This is a genomic window from Burkholderia alba (assembly GCF_034721475.1).
In the GTDB taxonomy this organism is placed as follows: domain Bacteria; phylum Pseudomonadota; class Gammaproteobacteria; order Burkholderiales; family Burkholderiaceae; genus Burkholderia; species Burkholderia alba.
On sequence record NZ_JAWJWL010000021.1, the window covers coordinates 129,119 to 147,055 of the forward strand.

Consider the following 17,937-nt stretch of genomic DNA (forward strand, 5'->3'; position numbering starts at 1 on the left):
TTGTTTCTGCGCCCGGCAGCGCCGGATTGGCTGCCGCCCATTGATGAACGACGAGATTGCCCACGCGCCGCCCATGCCCCACGCCCTCATCATCGAAGACGATCCCAACAGTTTGCGCGCCCTCACGCGCATCGCGCAGAAAGACGGCTTCTCGACCGACGAAGCCGCCGATCTCGCGCAGGCCCGCGCGTGCCTGAAGAAAGCCGTGCCCGACATCGTGCTGGTCGACGTGAACCTGCCCGACGGGCTCGGCCTCGACCTGTTGCCCGAACTGCCGGAGTTCGCGCCGGGCCGGGCGGTGCCGGTGGTCGTGATGACCGGCAACGCGACGCTCGAGACCGCGATCGAGAGCCTGAGGCTCGGCGTGTGGGATTACCTCGCCAAGCCGGTGGACGTCATGCGGCTGCGCAACCTGCTGGCCCGCGTGCCGCGCCCGGGCGATCTGCACGCGGAAGTCGAGACGCTGCGCCGCACGCTGCGCGACATGGGCCGCTTCGGCGACATGATCGGCCGCTCGGCGGCGATGCAGAAGGTCTACGACCATATCGGCCGCGTCGCGCCGACCGAGGCGAACGTATTCATCAGCGGCGAGAGCGGCACCGGCAAGGAAGTGGCCGCGCGTACCGTGCATCAATTGAGCCGCCGCGCGAAGGGGCCGTTCGTCGCGCTCAACTGCGGCGCGATCGCGGCGAACCTGATCGAGAGCGCGCTGTTCGGCCACGAGCGCGGCGCGTTCACGGGCGCGACGCACGCGCATGCGGGGCTGTTCGAACAGGCGGCGGGCGGCACGCTGTTCCTCGACGAAATCACCGAGATGCCAGCCGATCAGCAGGTGAAGCTGTTGCGCATTCTCGAGACGCGCAGCTTCCATCGCGTCGGGGGCAAGGACGCGCTGGACGCGGATTTCCGGCTGATCTCGGCGACCAACCGCGAGCCGGAGCACGCGGTGCGCGACAACGTGCTGCGCCTCGACCTGTATCACCGGCTCAACACGTTCCCTGTGATGCTGCCGCCGCTGCGCGCGCGCGGCGAAGACATCGCGCTGCTCGCGCAGCGCTTCCTCGACGTGCTGAACGAAACGGAGCGCACCTCGAAGCGGTTCTCGGCGGCGGCGCTCGCGAAGCTTTCGACGCATGCGTGGCCGGGCAATGTGCGCGAGCTGCGCAATATCGTCCAGCGCGCGTACATCCTGGCGGACGACGTGATCGAGGCGATCGAATTCGATGCGGCCGGCGCCGCCAGGCAAGCGTACGATCCCGAGCAGGCCGCGCCGGCGAACGCCGCGCTGATTCCCGCCGGCACGCCGCTCGCGGATGCCGAGCGGCAGCTGATCGAGGCGGCGATGGTGGCGGCGGACGGCGTGCGGACCCGGGCCGCGTCGATGCTCGGGATCAGCGTGAAGACCCTGTACAACAAGCTCAAGAGCTTCGACATGGATCAACGGGAATGAACGGCAAACGAGAATCCACCGCGCTGTGGCGCAACCCGAGCCGCTCGATCCGCGGCCGTTTTTCCGCGCTGAGCCAGGTGCTCAACGTCGGCGCGATGCTGCTCGACGAGCATGCGGACGTCGAATTCGCGAATCCGGCCGCGCTCGACCTGATCGGCGCGGCGTCCGAGCCGTCGGCCGGCGCGGCGTGGGCCGCCTGCCTGCAGGACGATCTGCGCGCGCGCCTGCTCGACATGGAAAGCGGCGGCATGCCGTTGCGCGCGCAACTGGTCGGCCGGCACGACGGCCAGCCGGTCGCGCTGCGGCTGGAGGCATACCGCCTCGACGAGGACGACGGCAACGGCTTCCTGGTGCTGCTGAAGGCCAAGCATGCGGGCGACATCCTCGAGGCCGACCTGGTGCAGGCGTCGCAGATGCGCAATCTGGTCAAGCGCTTCGCGTCGGCGACGCACGAGATCCGCGCGCCGCTCAACGCGCTGGCGCTGAACTGCCATCTGCTGCAGGCGGCGCTGACGGAGGACGCGGGCGATCCGGTGCAGGCGCGCGAGCACGTGGAGGTGATCGTCAGCGAACTGAAGCGGCTGAACGGACTCCTGAACGAGCTGATCGAGGAAACCCAGCCGCCCGTGAGCCAGCAGACGTCGTTCGATCTGGTGCTGCTGGTCGAGCAGGTGACGAAGCTCGTCTATCCGTATGCGGAGTCGCGCGGCGTGAAGCCGCTGAGCCGGCTCGGCAGCGATGCGATCTGGGTCAACGGCTATCCGGACCGGCTGAAGCAGGCGGTGCTCAACATCCTCAACAACGCGATCGAGGCGATGCCGGAAGGCGGCACGCTGACGGTGACGACCGCGCTGACCGACGCGATCGCGACCGTCGAGATCGCCGATACCGGCAAGGGGATGCCGCCCGACATGCTCGACGACATCTTTCGCCTGCACTACTCGACGAAGAAGAGCGGCAGCGGGATCGGCCTCTACGTGGCGCGCCTCGTCGCCGAATCGCACGGCGGAGACCTGATCGTCGACAGCACCGAGAACGAAGGCAGTACGTTCTCGCTGGTGCTGCCGCGCGCCTGACGGCGGCGCGCGGCCGTCAGGCGCGCGCGTCAGCGCTTGCGCATCCGGCGCGCGAGCACCGCCGCCGCGCCCGCGCCGAGCAGCAGCATGAACCACGGGTCGGCCGCGCCGCCGCCCGTTGCCGGTGAGCCGCCGCCGCCCGTGCCGCTGCCGATGACGGCGGTGTTCGCGTCGGCGAGCGCGAGGTCGATCAGAACCGGGTCGTGGTCGGACGAGCGATACGCATCCGGCGCGTAGTAGGTTTCCTTCTGCTCGGCGCTCTTGTAGCTGAACGTGTATTGCAGCGAGACCGGTTCGTCGGCGTTGATGTGCCATTCGCTCGTGGCTTTCACGCGCGACGCGAGCGTGGGCGACGCGAGCGCGTGGTCGATGTAGCCGGCTTCGCCGTTGTACACGTAGCTGTACGCGTCGCCGCCGACGAAGCGGGAGACGAGGTTCACGTAGCCGCGCGTTTCGAGCAGCCGGACCGGATCTTCCTTCGCATAGCTGTTCAGATCGCCGATCAGCAGCACGCCTTCGGCGGCCGCGCCGGTCGGGCTGCCGGCGAGCCAGTCGGCGACCTTGCCCGCCGCGCGCACCCGGGTCGCGTTCCAGCAGCCCTGGCCGTCGCCCTGGTCGAGATCGTCGCCGGCGGCGTCCGGGCAGTTCTTCGATTTCAGGTGATTGACCGCGACGGTCACGTTGCGCGCGCCGCCGATGCGCCGGAAGGTCTGCGCGAGCGGCTGGCGGTTCTTGTTGTCGATCTCGAGCGTCGCGGCGCGGCCGACCGGCTCGACCGACCGGCTGTTGTAGAGCATCGCGACCGCGATCGCGTCGCCGCCGAGCTTCGGCAGGCCCGGGTCGACCACGCGCCAGCCGTCGCCCAGCTTCGACGCGAGCTGGCGCACCGCGCTCAGGTCGCCGTAGCCGTTGTTGGCGATCTCCATCAGGCCGATCACGTCGGCATCCAGCGCCTTCAGCGCGCTGACGATCTTGGTTTCCTGCCGCGCGAATTCCTTCGCGGAACTCGCGCCGCGATTGTTCGGATCGCTGAAGCCGCCCCCCTTGCCGTCGCCGTTGAAGTAATTGAGCACGTTGAACGACGCCACGCGCACATCGGCCTGCGGGTGCCGCGCCGGCGCCGCGGTGCGCGGGTTGGCGGATGCGTCGAACGCGGGCACGGCCGCGCCCGGCACCGGCTGCAGCCGCCACGCGTTGTAGCGCATCTCCATCACCCCTTCGACGTTGCTGACGGTATAGCCCGCCCGCAGCGTATTGGCGGCGCTGAAGCCCGGCGCGGGGTAGGGCACGTAGGCGGGATTGGATTTGTTCGAGCCGTCGTCGAGGATCAACCGGTTGCGCGCGTTCGCGTCGGTCTGCGCCTTCGCTTGCGCGGGCGCGACGACGTTGGTCGGATTCTGCAGGCGGCCGTTGCTCAGCAGCACGCTGCCATAGCGGCCGAGTTCGTACACCTCGCTGACGGTCAGCTTCTGCGGCACCCGCACCAGCATGCCTTCATACGCGCCGAACGCGGCGAGATCGGCGACGGGCAGCGTGAGCGTCGCGGGCGTGACGGTCTGGCCGCTCGCGCACACCGCGATCGCGCCGGACAGCGTGAGCTGGGTCTGTCCGAATTTCTCCTCGACCTTGCCGGTCAGGTGGACCAGGTCGCCGGCGTTCGCGCGGGCTTTCGGCGCGTACACGAACAGGCCTTCCGATACGCCGGGCCGGTTTTGACGCTGCGCGTCGGCCTGCTGGATGAAGAAGCCGCCGAATCCGTCGGCGCCGCCGAAATCGGCGGTGACCACCGCTTCGACCGAAACGGACTGGCCGGCGAGCGGCGACGTCGCGCCGCTGCCCTGGATGTCGGCCAGCAGCGTCGCGCTGCCGCCGCAGCCGGCGCTGACGGGCGCCGCGGCCGCGCAGGCCGGCCCGGCGACGAGGAATGACAAGGCGGCGAACCGCCGCAGCAAAGTGCGCATGAGAAGATCCGATAGGTGGGAATCCTGAAAGCCTAGGCAGCCATGATGACAGTGATATGTAAGAAATAGACATGCATATGTAATCAGGCCATGTTCTTCTGCGCCGTTGCGTTGAGCTTGTTTCTTCGAGGTCTTCTTCCGTGCCGTTCTTGTCCGGCTCGCCGCCTTACCGTGTCGTTCCGCTGCTCGCGCGCCGCTACGCGGGCTGGCTTGCCGTCGCCGCGCTGCTCGTCGCGTTGCAATGCCTGCCCGCGCCGGTGCGCGATGCGCTGGCCTACGACCGGCGCGCGATCGCGGGCGGCGAGATCTGGCGGATCGCGACCGCGCATTTCGTGCATCTGGGCTGGGCGCACTGCATCGTGAACGTCGCGTGCCTCGCGCTGTGCGCGTGCCTGTTGGCGGGACGGTGCCGCCCGTTCGTGACGATCGGCGCGCTTGCCGCGGGGTGCGGCCTGTTGCTGTGGATCGGCGCGCCGGAGGTATCGCGGTACGTGGGGCTGTCGGGCGTGATCTACGGGCTCGCGGTGATGGCGCTGCTGCCGCATGCGCGCCGCGAGCGCCTGGCGGGCCTGGTGCTGCTCGCCCTGTTCGTGCGCGTCGGTTGGCAGCTCGTCGCGGGTACGCCGCGCGCGGAGGCCGACTGGCTCGGCGGGCCGGTGATCGCGCAGGGCCACGTGGCGGGGCTCGCGGCCGGCGCCGCGTTCGCGTGGGTCGGCGCGCGGCGTCGGGCCGGGGCGAGCCGGCGCGCGGCCGAAGCCGCGGTCCGATGCGCGGCGCTGTCCGCATCGCCGGGCGCGCACGGCGGCGGCCCGTCCGTCGCCGGCTTGCCGACGACTCCGCGCGATCCCGGTTGACGCTGTCGTTCGCGTCGCGCATGACGGCGCGGACGCCGTCGCGTCATCCCTCGTTCCGGCAGGGTTTTCCGGCCGGGATGGACCACGGCCGGGTTCCCGGCTCAAAATGGCGGGGCGGACGGCGCCCGCGTGCCGGCGCCGTTCCGGCATCGTGCCTGTTGCCTCATTCCTACGGAGACGTCCATGTCCTATCTGCTCTTGATCGTCGAACCCCCGGGCCAGCGCGCCGAACGAACGCTCGAAGAAGGACAGGCGCTGTATGAGCGGATGGTTCGCTACGCGGGCGACCTGCAGTCGCGCGGCGTGCTGCGCGCGGTCGAATCGCTGGTGGCGGTCGACAAGGCGACGCGCGTGCAGGTGCGCAACGGCGAGACCCGCCTGATCGACGGCCCGTTCGCGGAAGCGAAGGAAATGATCGGCGGCTTTTTCCTGCTCGATGTCGCGACGGAGGGTGAGGCGATCGCGATCGCCAAGGCCTGCCCGGCCGCCGAGTGGTGCACCGTCGAAGTTCGCGAAATCGGCCCCTGTTTTCTTTGACGCTCGGCGCCCGCCGCGCGGCCGCCGATTCAGCCGGAGCCTGTTCACGCCGGGAACGGGTTCCTGTGATTGCCCCCCTCAAAAAAGATGCGCGCCGCCGGACCGGATCGCGGCGCCGGCCGTCGTTGCGCGCTGGCGTGAACCGCCGGCCGCGCTGATCCGCCAGCGCGCGATCCACGCCAAACAAGCTAGGTGTTTTCCCTGAATCGTGCCGCCGGATGTCGAACCGGGGCGGCATCGCCCGTCGTAGGGACAGGAAGCCGGAAAACGGCGCGCTTCCTCAACCCTCAAGGAACGGCGATGCGATTCATGATCATGGTCAAGGCGACGGCCTTCAGCGAGTCCGGCGCGAAGCCGGACGACGCCCTGATGGCCGCGATGGAGGCTTACCATGACGCACTGGCGAAGGCCGGCGTGCTGCTCGACGCCACGGGCCTGCGGCCGTCGTCGGCCGGCTGGCGGGTCCGCTATGCGGGCGGCAAGCGCACGGTGATCGACGGCCCGTTCGCCGAGACGAAGGAGCTGATCGCGGGCTACACGCTGATCCAGGTGCGTTCGCGCGAAGAGGCGCTCGAATGGACGCGCCGCTTTCCGTCGCCGTTCGGCGCGCTCGCCGACGGCGAGATCGAGGTGCGCCAGCTGTTCACCTTCGATGACGCCGGGCCCGATGACGCCGCCGAACCGTGCAGCACGCGCGACGACGATCGGCACTGACGCGCCGATGACATGGCCGCGCTTGCCGTCGACGGTGGCGCGGCGCCAAGGACTTCATCATGATCAAGACGCTTTCGATTGCCGTCGCGGCGGCCGTGGCGGTGCTGCTGCTCTACGCGGCCGCGCGGCCCGATTCGTTCCGCGTCGAACGCAGCGTGCGGATCCGGGCGACGCCCGAGCAGATCTTTCCGTACATCGTCGATCTGCGCCGCTTCAATACGTGGAATCCGTTCGCGCGCAAGGACCCGGCGCTCAGCGGACAGTACGGCGCGGTGACGGTCGGCAACGGCGCGAGCTATGCGTGGACGAGCGACCGGATCGGCAGCGGCCGCATGGAGATCACCGGCTTCGATCAGCCGTCGCAGGTGACGATGAAGCTCGATTTCCTGAAGCCGTTCGAGGCGCACAACGTGGCCGAATTCACGTTGCGGCCGGATGGCGACGCGACGGTCGTCACGTGGGCGATGCATGGGCAGTCGCCGTACCTGGGGAGGCTGGTGCAGGTGTTCTTCAGCATGGACAAGATGGTCGGCGGGGATTTCGAAGCCGGTCTCGGCAATTTGAAAGCGCTCGCGCAAGCACACTGAGCCCGCGCGGCAACGAGGAGCACATCGTGCACAAGCAGATCTACGTCAATTTACCGGTGGCCGATCTCGATCGCTCGAAGGCATTCTTCACCCGGCTCGGCTATGCGTTCGAGCCGCGTTTCACCAGCGAGCAGGCCGCTTGCCTCGTGATCGGAGCGCACATCTTCGTCATGCTGCTGGTGAAGGATCTCTTCGAGGATTTCGCGACGCGGCCGGCCGGCGATCCGCGCGCGGCCCGCGAAGCGATCCTCGCGCTGTCGGCGGGGAGCCGCGCCGAAGTGGACGCGCTGGTCGCGAAGGCGGTCGAGGCGGGCGGCCGCGCGGCGGGCGCGGTCCGCGATCACGGCTACATGTACGAGCATGGTTTCGAGGATCCCGACGGCCATCAATGGGCATTGTTCCATCTCGATCCCGACGCGCCGGGTGCGCCGTGAGGCCGGCCGCGAACGGGATGGCGCCACGCGCGCCGCGGGACTACGATGCCGATGGCGGCCGCGTATCCGCGCGGCCCCATCGCCTTCGCAATCGCGCGCGCGCCGCGCCTGCCGGGAACCGACGTGACTGAAGCTGCAACCCATCGTGCCATCGAAGCCGTATGGCGGATCGAATCCGCCAGGATCATCGCCCACGTCGCGCGGCTCGTGCGCGACGTGGGCGTGGCCGAGGAACTGGCGCAGGATGCGCTGGTGTCCGCGCTCGAGCACTGGCCGCGCGAGGGCGTGCCCGACAACCCCGGAGCGTGGCTGATGACGACCGCGAAGCGCCGCGCGCTCGACCGGCTGCGCCAGGATGCGCTGCACGCCCGCAAGCAGGCGCAGCACGGGCTGGATCTCGACGCGCTGGAATCCCACGTCGTGCCCGATTTCGTCGACGCGCTCGATGCGGCGCGCGACGACGACATCGGCGACGATCTGCTGCGGCTGATGTTTACCGCCTGCCATCCCGTGCTGTCGACCGACGCGCGGGTGGCGCTCACGCTGCGCCTGCTCGGCGGGCTGACAACCGACGAGATCGCGCGGGCGTTCCTGACGCCGGAGCCGACCGTCGCGCAGCGCATCGTGCGCGCGAAGCGCACGCTGTCCGCCGCGAAAGTGCCGTTCGAGGTGCCGCGGGCACAGGAGCGCGCGACGCGGCTCGCGTCGGTGCTGGAGGTGATCTACCTGATCTTCAACGAAGGCTATGCGGCAACGGCGGGCGACGACTGGATGCGGCCCGCGCTGTGCGACGAGGCGCTGCGGCTCGGCCGCGTGCTGGCCGGCCTCGCGCCGGACGAAAGCGACGTGCACGGGCTGGTCTCGCTGATGGAGATCCAGGCGTCGCGAATGCAGGCGCGCACCGATCCGCAAGGCCGGCCGGTGCTGCTGCTTGATCAGGACCGGACGCGCTGGGATCCGCTGCTGATCAGGCGCGGGCTGGCGGCGCTCGACCGCTCGGAGGCGCTGGGCGGCGCGCGCGGACCCTACGCGCTGCAGGCGGCGCTCGCGGCGTGCCACGCGCGGGCGCGCACGGCTGACGAGACGGACTGGGTGCAGATCGTCGCGCTCTACGATGCGCTGGCGCAGGTGGTGCCGTCGCCGGTGGTCGAGCTGAACCGGGCGGTCGCGGTCGGCATGGCGTTCGGTCCGGCGGCGGCGCTCGAAATCGTCGACGCGCTGAATGCCGATCCGGCGCTCGCGCGCTATCACTGGCTGCCGAGCGTGCGCGGCGATCTGCTCGCGAAGCTGGGCCGGCGCGCGGAGGCGCAGGCCGAATTCCGCCGGGCCGCCGACCTGACCCGCAACGCGCGCGAACGGGATCTGCTGCTGGCACGGGCGCGTGAAGGCTAGCGCGTCCCTATGCCAATGACGCTCGCTCCCCGGGCGTCGGCACGGTTCTCATCGGGCCGCGGCCGGAAGGGCCGCCCGCCGCGCGAATACGCCGAGCATTCGCTCGCCGCATGCGTTGCGTCGGGGCTTCTCGGAAGACGGCGCGAGCCTGTATCGGCGCGAGCGGATCCTAGCGCCGCACCGCCGGCGGTGCGCCCGGATGCGGGATGCGCGCGAGCCGCACCGCCGGCGACAGCACGATGATCGCCGCCTGCGCCGCGAAGCTCGCGGCGGCCGCGACGAGACAGGCGCTCATGCCCCAATGCGCGCTGACGCACGCGCCCAGCAGCGCGCCGAGCGGCCGCGCGCCGTAGGTCGACGTACTGTTGATGGCCGACACGCGCGCCATCATGCCGGCCGGCGTGATCGCCTGGCGCAGCGTGGTCGAACTGACGGTCCAGAGGATCGGTCCCGCGCCGAACAGGAAGAAGCTGGCGGCCGCGAGCCAGAACGACGGCAGCGCGAGGGTCGAGGCCATCGCCAGCGACGCGAGCAGCCCGCAGCACGGCCCGATCGTCAGCACGCGGCCGAAGCGCAGCCGCCGCGCGATCGACGGCGCCGCCAGCGCGCCGCACACCATCCCGGCGCCGTAGGCCCCGAGCGTGATTCCGACCGCCGTCGCCGACAGGCCGAGCCGATGCGCCGCATACGGCACGTAGATCGCCTGAAGCGTGAAGAAACCGAGATTGAAGAACACCGCGGTGGCGAGCATCGGCCGCAGCAGCGTGTCGCGCAGCACGAAGCGCGCGCCGTCGCCCAGTTCGAGCAGGAAGCGGCGCCGCGCGCCGGGGGGGCGGGGCGGCTCGCGCAGCCCCGCGAGCAGGCTCGCCGCAAGCGCGGACAGCGCCGCCGCGCACGCATACGCGCAGCCCGCACCGACCCATCCGACCAGCAGGCCGCCCAGCGCCGGGCCGGCCGAGTAGGCCGCGCTCCTGGCCAGCTCGATCCGGCCGTTCGCGGTCGACAGCGCATCGCGCGGCACCAGCGTCGCCACCAGCGCGGGCGCGGCGACGCTATAGGCGACCGTGCCCGTCGCCGCGAGTCCGCCGAGCAGCGCGAGCCCCGGCAGCGACAGGGCGTGCAGCTGCAGCAGCGCGACCACGCCGAGCATCGCGAGTGCCCGCAGGCCTTCCGCGCCCGCCATCAGCGCGCGGCGGCCGCGCCGGTCGGCCCATACGCCGAGCGGAATCGACAGCAGCAGGAACGGCAGGGTCTGGGCGGTCTGCAGCAGGCCGGTATCGGTAGCGGATGCGCGCAGGGCGAACACGGCGACGAGCGGCGCGGCTGCCAGACTGATCTGTTCGGCGGACTGGGCAACGAGATTCGACCACGCGAGCCGCCGGAACGCGGCGGGCAGGCGAAGGGGCGATGCGTCGGAACTGGCGTGGGATGACATGGCAGGCCTCGTGGAACGAGTCGTCATCCTGACCGCTCCGACCGGCCTCGACACCCCGATTCTTGCGCCCCGATTGCCGCGGCGCGGGTTCGATCCGCCGCACTGTTTCTCATCGAGCGCCAGCGTGGCGCATTGTGTCGGAAACAACTTATTCATTGGTGCATCAATTATATAATTGTAATTATTTTAAGAAGCGGGAATCGGTTTCTTTTTGCAAATTGACGAACTTTGATATAGCCTTTTGTCAGCCCTTTATAAAGCAATAATTAATTCAATCCAGGCTTGTTGTTCAGGGGTTTCTGGAAATGCCTTCTTGACGTCTCGCTTTACCGCCGTTTCATCGCGTTAACCGAAGATTTGACTTTTTTTTATGCTGCGAAAACCCGGCAGGGGTGCGGCTAGTCGTAAGAAACCGTGCGTGGCGTGGCATTGCGCCGTCGCGCATGATGCGTCGCAATATTCAATGTATCCGTATCAAATTAAAGCGCTGCATCCATTTGCCTTACAAATCAAATAAAGAGGTGAAAAGATGGGTCGTATTCGCCGAGAAAAAGATCACGAAATTCCGAAATTCGTACCTGCGGTGGGCGTGTTTTGCGCGCTGGTGGGCGCGGGCATCATTCCCGCGCATGCGACCTGCAGCGCGGCAGGCAGCAACGTCTCCTGCTCCGGCATCGCGAATCCGCTTGCACCGAGCTATTCGAACAGTTCCAACAACCTGAACGTCACGGTCAATTCCGGCGCCAGCCTCGGGGTACTGCTCGGCGTCGGCGGCACGGCGCTGTCGCTGTCCGGCAGCGGCACCACACTGACCAATAACGGCACGATCGATCCGTCGGCGCTCGGCACGGGGCTCGGCGTACTGTCGAGCGGCACGCTCATCGGCAATGCGACCGCCAGCACGACCACCGTCACCAACAACGGCACGATGAAAGGTTCGACCGGCGTCAGCCTGAGCGGCGTCACCGGCATGGCGCTCGGCGTGCAGAACGGCACCGGCGGCGTCTCGAACCTCACCAACACCGGCACCATCAGTTCGAACGGGCTCATCGGCGCGACGCTGCTCGGCGCGGATGCGCCCGTCGTGGCGGCGTACGGCGGCGCCCAGGTCAATTTCAACAACAGCGGCACGATCGACGGCCGGGTCGGGTTCCAGGCGTCGGGCACGCCCGGCGTGGGCAATACCTTCACCAATTCAGGCACCATCAACGGCAGCGTGTCGATGGGCGCGAACAGCAACAACACGTTCACGGCGGCCACCGGGTCGTCGGTGAACGCGGCGGGGGGCACGGGGCTGTCGCTGAATCTGGGGATCGGGGCGATCACGGTCGGCTTCGCGGCCACCGGCACCGTGGACGGCGGCCAGGGCGGCGACAACACGCTGGTGCTCCAGCAGAACGCGGGCGGCCCCGCGACCGGGGCGATCTCGAACAGCCAGTACATCAACTTCCAGCATATGCAGGTCGGCAGCGGCACCTGGACCGTGAGCGGCGCATCGAGCGTGCAGGATGCGACGCTGAACGGCGGCACCGCGATCATCGACAACAACGCATCGCTCGGCACCGGCACCATCACGAGCAACGGCGGCGCGATCCAGGGCGCCGTGCCGGGCCTGAACCTGGGCAACAACGTGACGCTCGGCGCGGGCGGACTGGCCGTCGGAGGCGCCGCGGGCCTCACGCTGTCGGGCGCGATCAGCGGCAGCGGCGCGTTGACCCAGAGCGGCACGGGCACGCTGACCGTGACCGGCCCGAATACCTATACCGGCGGGACCAACCTGAACAGCGGCAGCCTGGTGGTCGGCAACAGCGCGTCGCTGGGCACGGGTGCGCTGACGGTGGGCGGCTCCGCGACGCTCGACAGTACCGCGAGCCTTTCTCTCGGCAACAACATCGGCATCAACAACGGCGCGACGCTCACGCTCGGCGGCAGCAACAACCTCGGGCTGAACGGCGTGATCTCGGGCGCGGGCGGTCTGGCCAAGAACGGCGCGGGCACGACGACGCTCAACGCCGCGAACACCTATACCGGCGGCACGACGGTGAACTCGGGCACGCTGGCGTTGGGCGCGGGCGGCAGCCTGGCCGGAACGGGCGCGGTGAATCTGGCCGGCGCGGGCGCGACGCTGGACATCAGCGCCTCCGGCGCGAACCAGACGATCGGCGCGTTGAACGGCGTGGCGGGCAGCAGCGTGGCGCTGGGCGCGAACGGCTTGACGCTGGGCAACGGCGGGGGGAGCGGGACGTTCGGCGGCGGGATCAGCGGCACGGGCGGCGTGACGAAGACGGGCACGGGCACCGAGACGCTGACGGGCGCGAACACCTATACGGGCGGGACGACGGTCGCGGGCGGCACGTTGGCGCTGGGCCTGGGCGGCAGTCTGGCCGCGACGGGCGCGGTCGGCCTGACGGGGGCGGGCGCGACGCTGGACATCAGCGCGGCGGGCGCGAACCAGACGATCGGGGCGCTGAGCGGTGTGGCGGGCAGCAGCGTGGCGCTGGGCGGCAACGGCCTGACATTCGGCGACAGCACGAACCAGACCTTCGGCGGCGCGATCACCGGTACGGGCGGTGTCACGAAGCAGGGCAGTGGCACCGAAACGCTGACGGGTGCGAGCACCTACACGGGCGGCACGACGATCGCGGGCGGCACGCTGGCGATCGGCGCGGGCGGCAGTCTGGCCGCGACGGGCGCGGTCAATCTGGCGAACACGGGCACGACGCTGGATATCAGCGCCGGCAGCAACCAGACGATCGGTGCGTTGAACGGCGTGGCCGGCAGCAGCGTGGCGCTGGGCGCAAGCGGTTTGACGCTGGGCAACGGCGGCGGCAGCGGAACCTTCGGCGGCACGATCGCGGGCACGGGCGGCCTCACGAAGACGGGCGCGGGCACCGAGACGCTGACGGGCGCGAACACCTACACGGGCGGGACGACGGTCGCGGGCGGCACGCTGGCGCTGGGCGCGGGCGGCAGTCTGGCCGCGACCGGCGCGGTCGGCCTGACGGGCGCGGGCGCGACGCTGGATCTCAGCGGCTCCGGCGCGAACCAGACGATCGGCGCGCTGAGCGGCGTCACGGGCAGCAGCGTCACGCTGGGCGCGAACGGCCTGACGCTGGGCAACGGCGGGGGGAGCGGGACGTTCGGCGGCGGGATCAGCGGCACGGGCGGCGTGACGAAGACGGGCACGGGCACCGAGACGCTGACGGGCGCGAACACCTATACGGGCGGGACGACGGTCGCGGGCGGCACGTTGGCGCTGGGCCTGGGCGGCAGTCTGGCCGCGACGGGCGCGGTCGGCCTGACGGGGGCGGGCGCGACGCTGGACATCAGCGCGGCGGGCGCGAACCAGACGATCGGGGCGCTGAGCGGCGTGGCCGGCAGTAGCGTGGCGCTGGGCGGCAACGGCCTGACGTTCGGCGACAGCACGAACCAGACCTTCGGCGGCACGATCGCGGGCACGGGCAGCGTGACGAAGGCCGGCCTGGGCACCGAGACGCTGACGGGGGCGAGCACCTACACGGGCGGGACGACGGTCGCGGGCGGGACGCTGGCGATCGGCGCGGGCGGCAGCCTCGCGGCAACGGGCGCGGTGAATCTGGCGAACCTCGGCACGGCGCTGGACCTCAGCGGCGCGGGTGCGAACCAGACGATCGGCGCGCTGAACGGCGTGTTCGGCAGCACCGTGGCGCTGGGCGCGAACGGCCTGACGCTGGGCAGCGGTGGCGGCAGTGGGACGTTCGGCGGCGTGATCGGCGGCACGGGCGGCGTCACGAAGACGGGGGCGGGCACCGAGACGCTGACGGGCGCGAACACCTATACGGGCGGGACGACGGTCGCGGGCGGCACGTTGGCGCTGGGCCTGGGCGGCAGCCTGGCCGCGAACGGCGCGGTGAATCTGAGCGGCGCGAGTGCGACGCTGGACCTCAGCGGGTCGGGTGCGAATCAGACGATCGGCGCATTGAGCGGCGTGGCCGGCAGCACGCTCACGCTGGGGGCGAACGGCCTGACGCTGGGCAGCGGCGGCGGCAGNCCTGGCCGCGAACGGCGCGGTGAATCTGAGCGGCGCGAGTGCGACGCTGGACCTCAGCGGGTCGGGTGCGAATCAGACGATCGGCGCATTGAGCGGCGTGGCCGGCAGCACGCTCACGCTGGGGGCGAACGGCCTGACGCTGGGCAGCGGCGGCGGCAGCGGAACCTTCGGCGGCACGATCGGCGGCACCGGCGGCGTGACGAAGACGGGCGCGGGCACCGAGACGCTGACGGGGGCGAGCACTTATACGGGCGGCACGACGGTCGCGGGCGGCACGCTGGCGATCGGCGCGGGCGGCAGCCTCGCGGCAACGGGCGCGGTCAGTCTGACGGGCCTGGGTACGACGCTGGATCTGAGCGGCGCGGGCGCGAACCAGACGATCGGCGCGTTGAGCGGCGCGGCGGGTTCCTCCGTGACGCTGGGCGGCAACGGCCTGACGTTCGGCGACGGCACGAACCAGACCTTCGGCGGCGCGATCAGCGGCACGGGCGGCATCACGAAGCAGGGCAGCGGCACGGAAACGCTGACCGGCGCGAATACCTACGGCGGGAGCACGACGATCAACGCCGGCAATCTCATCATCGGCACGGGCGGCAGCCTGTCGAGCGCGACCACCGTCAACCTCGCGACGAGCGGCACGGGCTTCGCGCTCGGCGCGGGCGCGGGCGCGCAGACCATCGGCGGCCTCGCGGGCGTCGCGGGTACCACGGTCGGCCTCGGCGGCAGCACGCTGACGCTCGGCGGGTCGGCGAATACGTCGTTCGGCGGCACCATCAGCGGCACGGGCGGCCTCGTCAAGAACGGCACCGGCTCGCAGACGCTCACCGGCAACAACACCTTCAGCGGCGGCACGACCCTCGGCGGCGGGACGCTCGCGCTCGGCAGCAACGGCGCGCTCGGCACCGGCGCGGTGACGGTCAATGCGCCGAGCACGATCGACACGACTACCGCCGTGACGCTGTCGAACCCGCTCGCGCTGAACGCGAACGCGACGATCGGCGGCACTCAGAACCTGACGCTGTCGGGCGTCGTGTCGGGATCGGGCGGCCTCGTGAAGAACGGCCAGAGCGCGCTGACGCTGAACAACAGCAATACGTACCAGGGCGGCACCGTCGTCAACGGCGGCTCGCTCGTGCTCGGCAACAGCGGCGCGCTCGGCGGTGGCGGTCTGACGCTGAACGGCGGCAGCCTGGCGCTCGGCGGCACGAACCTGTCGCTGGGGGCGCTGAACGGCGCGGCGAACGGCACGATCGACACCGGCACGGGCAGCCTGGCGGTGGCGGGCGGCGGCAGCTACGGCGGCACGCTGACGGGCGGCGGTTCGCTGACGAAGAGCGGCGCCGGCACGCTGACCCTCACGGGCGCGAGCAACTACTCGGGCGGCACGACGATCGGTGCGGGCACGCTGCAGATCGGCAACGGCGGCACGTCGGGCAGCCTTGCGGGCAACGTCGCGGACAGCGGCGCGCTGGTCTTCAACCGTGCGGACAACGTGTCGTTCGGCGGCGCGATCTCCGGCAGCGGCTCGCTGATGCAGGCGGGCACCGGGCAGCTGACGCTCACGGGCACCAGCACGCTGAGCGGCCCCACGACGGTCAACGCGGGCACGCTCGCCGTCAACGGCTCGCTCGGCAATTCGACCGTCACAGTGCAAAGCGGCGCGACCGTCACCGGCACCGGCACGATCGGCGGACTGGTGGTGGCGAACGGCGCGACGGCTTCGGCGCCGCAGCCGGGCGCGGCGCTGAACGTGGCCGGCAACGTGACGTTCCAGCCGGGCTCGACGCTGCAGGTCGCGGCGAATCCGCAGCAGCAGAGCGGCAGCGTTTCGTCGACGGGCGCGGCGACGTTGAACGGCGGCACCGTGCAGGTGCTCGCGAACCAGGGCAAATACCAGCCGAGCACGACCTACACGATCCTCACCGCGACGTCGGGCGTGCAGGGCGCGTTCAGCCAGGTGAATTCGAACTTCGCGTTCCTCACGCCGACGCTGCACTACGATCCGGACCACGTGTACCTGCAGCTCACCACGAACGGCACGGCGCTCCCGGATGTCGCGACGACGCCGAACCAGCGGGCCGTGGCCACGGCGATCGGCGCGCTCGGTTCGGGCAACCCGGTCTACGACGCGGTGCTGACCACCGATGCGCCCACCGCGCGCGCCGCCTACGGGGTGCTCGACGGCGAATTGCAGGCGAGCATGAAGAGCATGCTGCTGTCGGACAGCCGCTATGTCCGCGACGCGGTGACCGACCGGGTCCGGCAGGGCCTCGCGCCGGGATCGGGTCCGCTCGCGGCGCTGTCGTCGGGCGGCGCGGCGCTGTGCGGCGACCACACCGCCGGCGCGACCGATCCGAACGCGCCGCCCGAGCGCAAGCTCGGCTCGCGCGAAGGCTGCTACGGCGGCACGCCCTACCAGCCGGTGGTGTGGGGCCAGGCGTTCGGCGGCCGCAGCCGGCTCGATAGCGACGGCAACGCATCGACGGTCAACCGCAGCATGACGGGCTTCATCGCGGGTACGGACATGGCGTTGAACGACAAGTGGCGCGCGGGTCTCGCGGGCGGCGTCACGCACAGCTCGATCGACAACAGCGAAAGCTCGTCCGCGTCGGTCGACAGCTACTACCTGTCGTTGTACGGCGGCGCGCAATACGGCGCCGTGGGCGTGCGCGGCGGCGCGTCGTACACCTGGTACCGCGTGAACAGCGACCGCTATCCGAGCTTCACGGGCTTCTCCGACCACAACTCGGCGGGCTACAACGCGAATTCCGCGCAGGTGTTCGGCGAGGTGGGCTATGCGATTCCGCTCGGCCGGGTCGCGCTCGAACCGTTCGCCGGCCTGGCCTACGTGAGGCTGCATACCGACGGCTATAGCGAGAGCGGCGGCGCGGCCGCGCTGAAGAGCGACGGCGACACCAGCAACATCGGCTTCTCGACCCTCGGCCTGCGCGCGGCGACGCAGCTAGGCGTGCTCGCGAGCGGCACCTTCACCGCGCGCGGAATGGTCGGCTGGCGTCACGCGTTCGGCAGCGTGCGGCCGACGTCGACCTTCACCTTCGCGGACGGCGGCACGTCGTTCCAGGTGGCGGGCGTGCCGATCGCGCGCGAGAGCGCGGTGGTGGAAGTGGGCGTCGACGCGAGCATCACGAAGCGCCTGACGCTCGGGCTCACGCTGAGCGGCCAGTACGGCAGCGGCGTGCGCGATAACGCGATTCTCGGCAACATCTTGTGGAAATTCTGACGGGACGACGCGGGATGAGGCGAGCGCGGTGCGAATGAACCGCGCCTTTTGAGCGGCACGACGCAGCGGCACATCGTTTCCCGATGTCTTCGTGCCTGCCGGTCCGGAATGACGGAGTCATGGCCGTTGTCCCGGACCGGCATTTTTTTGGTTCATCGCGGGAAACCGTGGAAGCTTTGGGTGCAGTTGGTAATCTGAGGCCAGTGGAAAAGGGCGTTGGAGGCCA

Annotated in this window: 10 protein-coding genes and 1 pseudogene; 9 read left to right on the forward strand and 2 right to left on the reverse strand. The window is 70.2% G+C overall.

Annotated features, from left to right (window positions below; all coding sequences use genetic code 11):
- Window positions 1-73 precede the first annotated feature (73 nt).
- Window positions 74-1,450: a sigma-54-dependent transcriptional regulator gene (locus tag RZR99_RS23145; RefSeq protein ID WP_323122105.1), complete on the forward strand. Its 1,377-nt coding sequence runs from the start codon at window positions 74-76 to the stop codon at window positions 1,448-1,450.
- Window positions 1,447-2,526, forward strand: coding sequence for a two-component system sensor histidine kinase NtrB (locus RZR99_RS23150; RefSeq protein WP_323122106.1), 1,080 nt, complete (start codon window positions 1,447-1,449; stop codon window positions 2,524-2,526). Before RZR99_RS23145 ends, RZR99_RS23150 begins: the two co-directional genes overlap by 4 nt.
- A 29-nt stretch (window positions 2,527-2,555) precedes the next feature.
- Here RZR99_RS23150 and RZR99_RS23155 read toward each other — a convergent pair whose 3' ends face one another.
- The gene (locus RZR99_RS23155; protein WP_323122107.1) at window positions 2,556-4,487 is read right to left on the reverse strand and encodes an ExeM/NucH family extracellular endonuclease; all 1,932 of its coding nucleotides are present in this window, start codon (window positions 4,485-4,487) and stop codon (window positions 2,556-2,558) included.
- Between the two features lie 140 nt (window positions 4,488-4,627).
- On the opposite strand from RZR99_RS23155, the gene rrtA reads away from it, so the two are divergent.
- The 6 genes from rrtA to RZR99_RS23185 all read left to right on the forward strand — a co-directional run bounded on the left by rrtA (window position 4,628) and on the right by RZR99_RS23185 (window position 9,005).
- Window positions 4,628-5,341, forward strand: a complete 714-nt coding sequence (rrtA, locus tag RZR99_RS23160) for a rhombosortase (RefSeq protein ID WP_323122108.1) — start codon at window positions 4,628-4,630, stop codon at window positions 5,339-5,341.
- A gap of 183 nt (window positions 5,342-5,524) precedes the next feature.
- Window positions 5,525-5,878, forward strand: a complete 354-nt coding sequence (locus RZR99_RS23165; protein WP_323122109.1) for a YciI family protein — start codon at window positions 5,525-5,527, stop codon at window positions 5,876-5,878.
- Window positions 5,879-6,178: 300 nt separating this feature from the next.
- Complete coding sequence (locus RZR99_RS23170) at window positions 6,179-6,592, forward strand: YciI family protein (protein ID WP_323122110.1); 414 nt, start codon at window positions 6,179-6,181, stop codon at window positions 6,590-6,592.
- 59 nt (window positions 6,593-6,651) lie between these two features.
- The gene (locus tag RZR99_RS23175; protein WP_323122111.1) at window positions 6,652-7,179 is read left to right on the forward strand and encodes an SRPBCC family protein; all 528 of its coding nucleotides are present in this window, start codon (window positions 6,652-6,654) and stop codon (window positions 7,177-7,179) included.
- Between the two features lie 26 nt (window positions 7,180-7,205).
- Window positions 7,206-7,613 carry a VOC family protein gene (locus RZR99_RS23180; protein ID WP_323122112.1) on the forward strand — a complete coding sequence of 136 codons (408 nt, stop codon included), beginning with the start codon at window positions 7,206-7,208 and terminating at the stop codon, window positions 7,611-7,613.
- A gap of 123 nt (window positions 7,614-7,736) precedes the next feature.
- Window positions 7,737-9,005, forward strand: a complete 1,269-nt coding sequence (locus RZR99_RS23185; RefSeq protein WP_323122113.1) for an RNA polymerase sigma factor — start codon at window positions 7,737-7,739, stop codon at window positions 9,003-9,005.
- A 169-nt stretch (window positions 9,006-9,174) separates the two neighbouring features.
- Here RZR99_RS23185 and RZR99_RS23190 read toward each other — a convergent pair whose 3' ends face one another.
- Window positions 9,175-10,440, reverse strand: a complete 1,266-nt coding sequence (locus RZR99_RS23190; RefSeq protein ID WP_323122114.1) for an MFS transporter — start codon at window positions 10,438-10,440, stop codon at window positions 9,175-9,177.
- Window positions 10,441-10,969: 529 nt separating this feature from the next.
- Here RZR99_RS23190 and RZR99_RS23195 point away from each other — a divergent pair.
- Window positions 10,970-17,711 (forward strand): annotated as a pseudogene (locus RZR99_RS23195) (autotransporter-associated beta strand repeat-containing protein).
- Window positions 17,712-17,937: the final 226 nt, after the last annotated feature.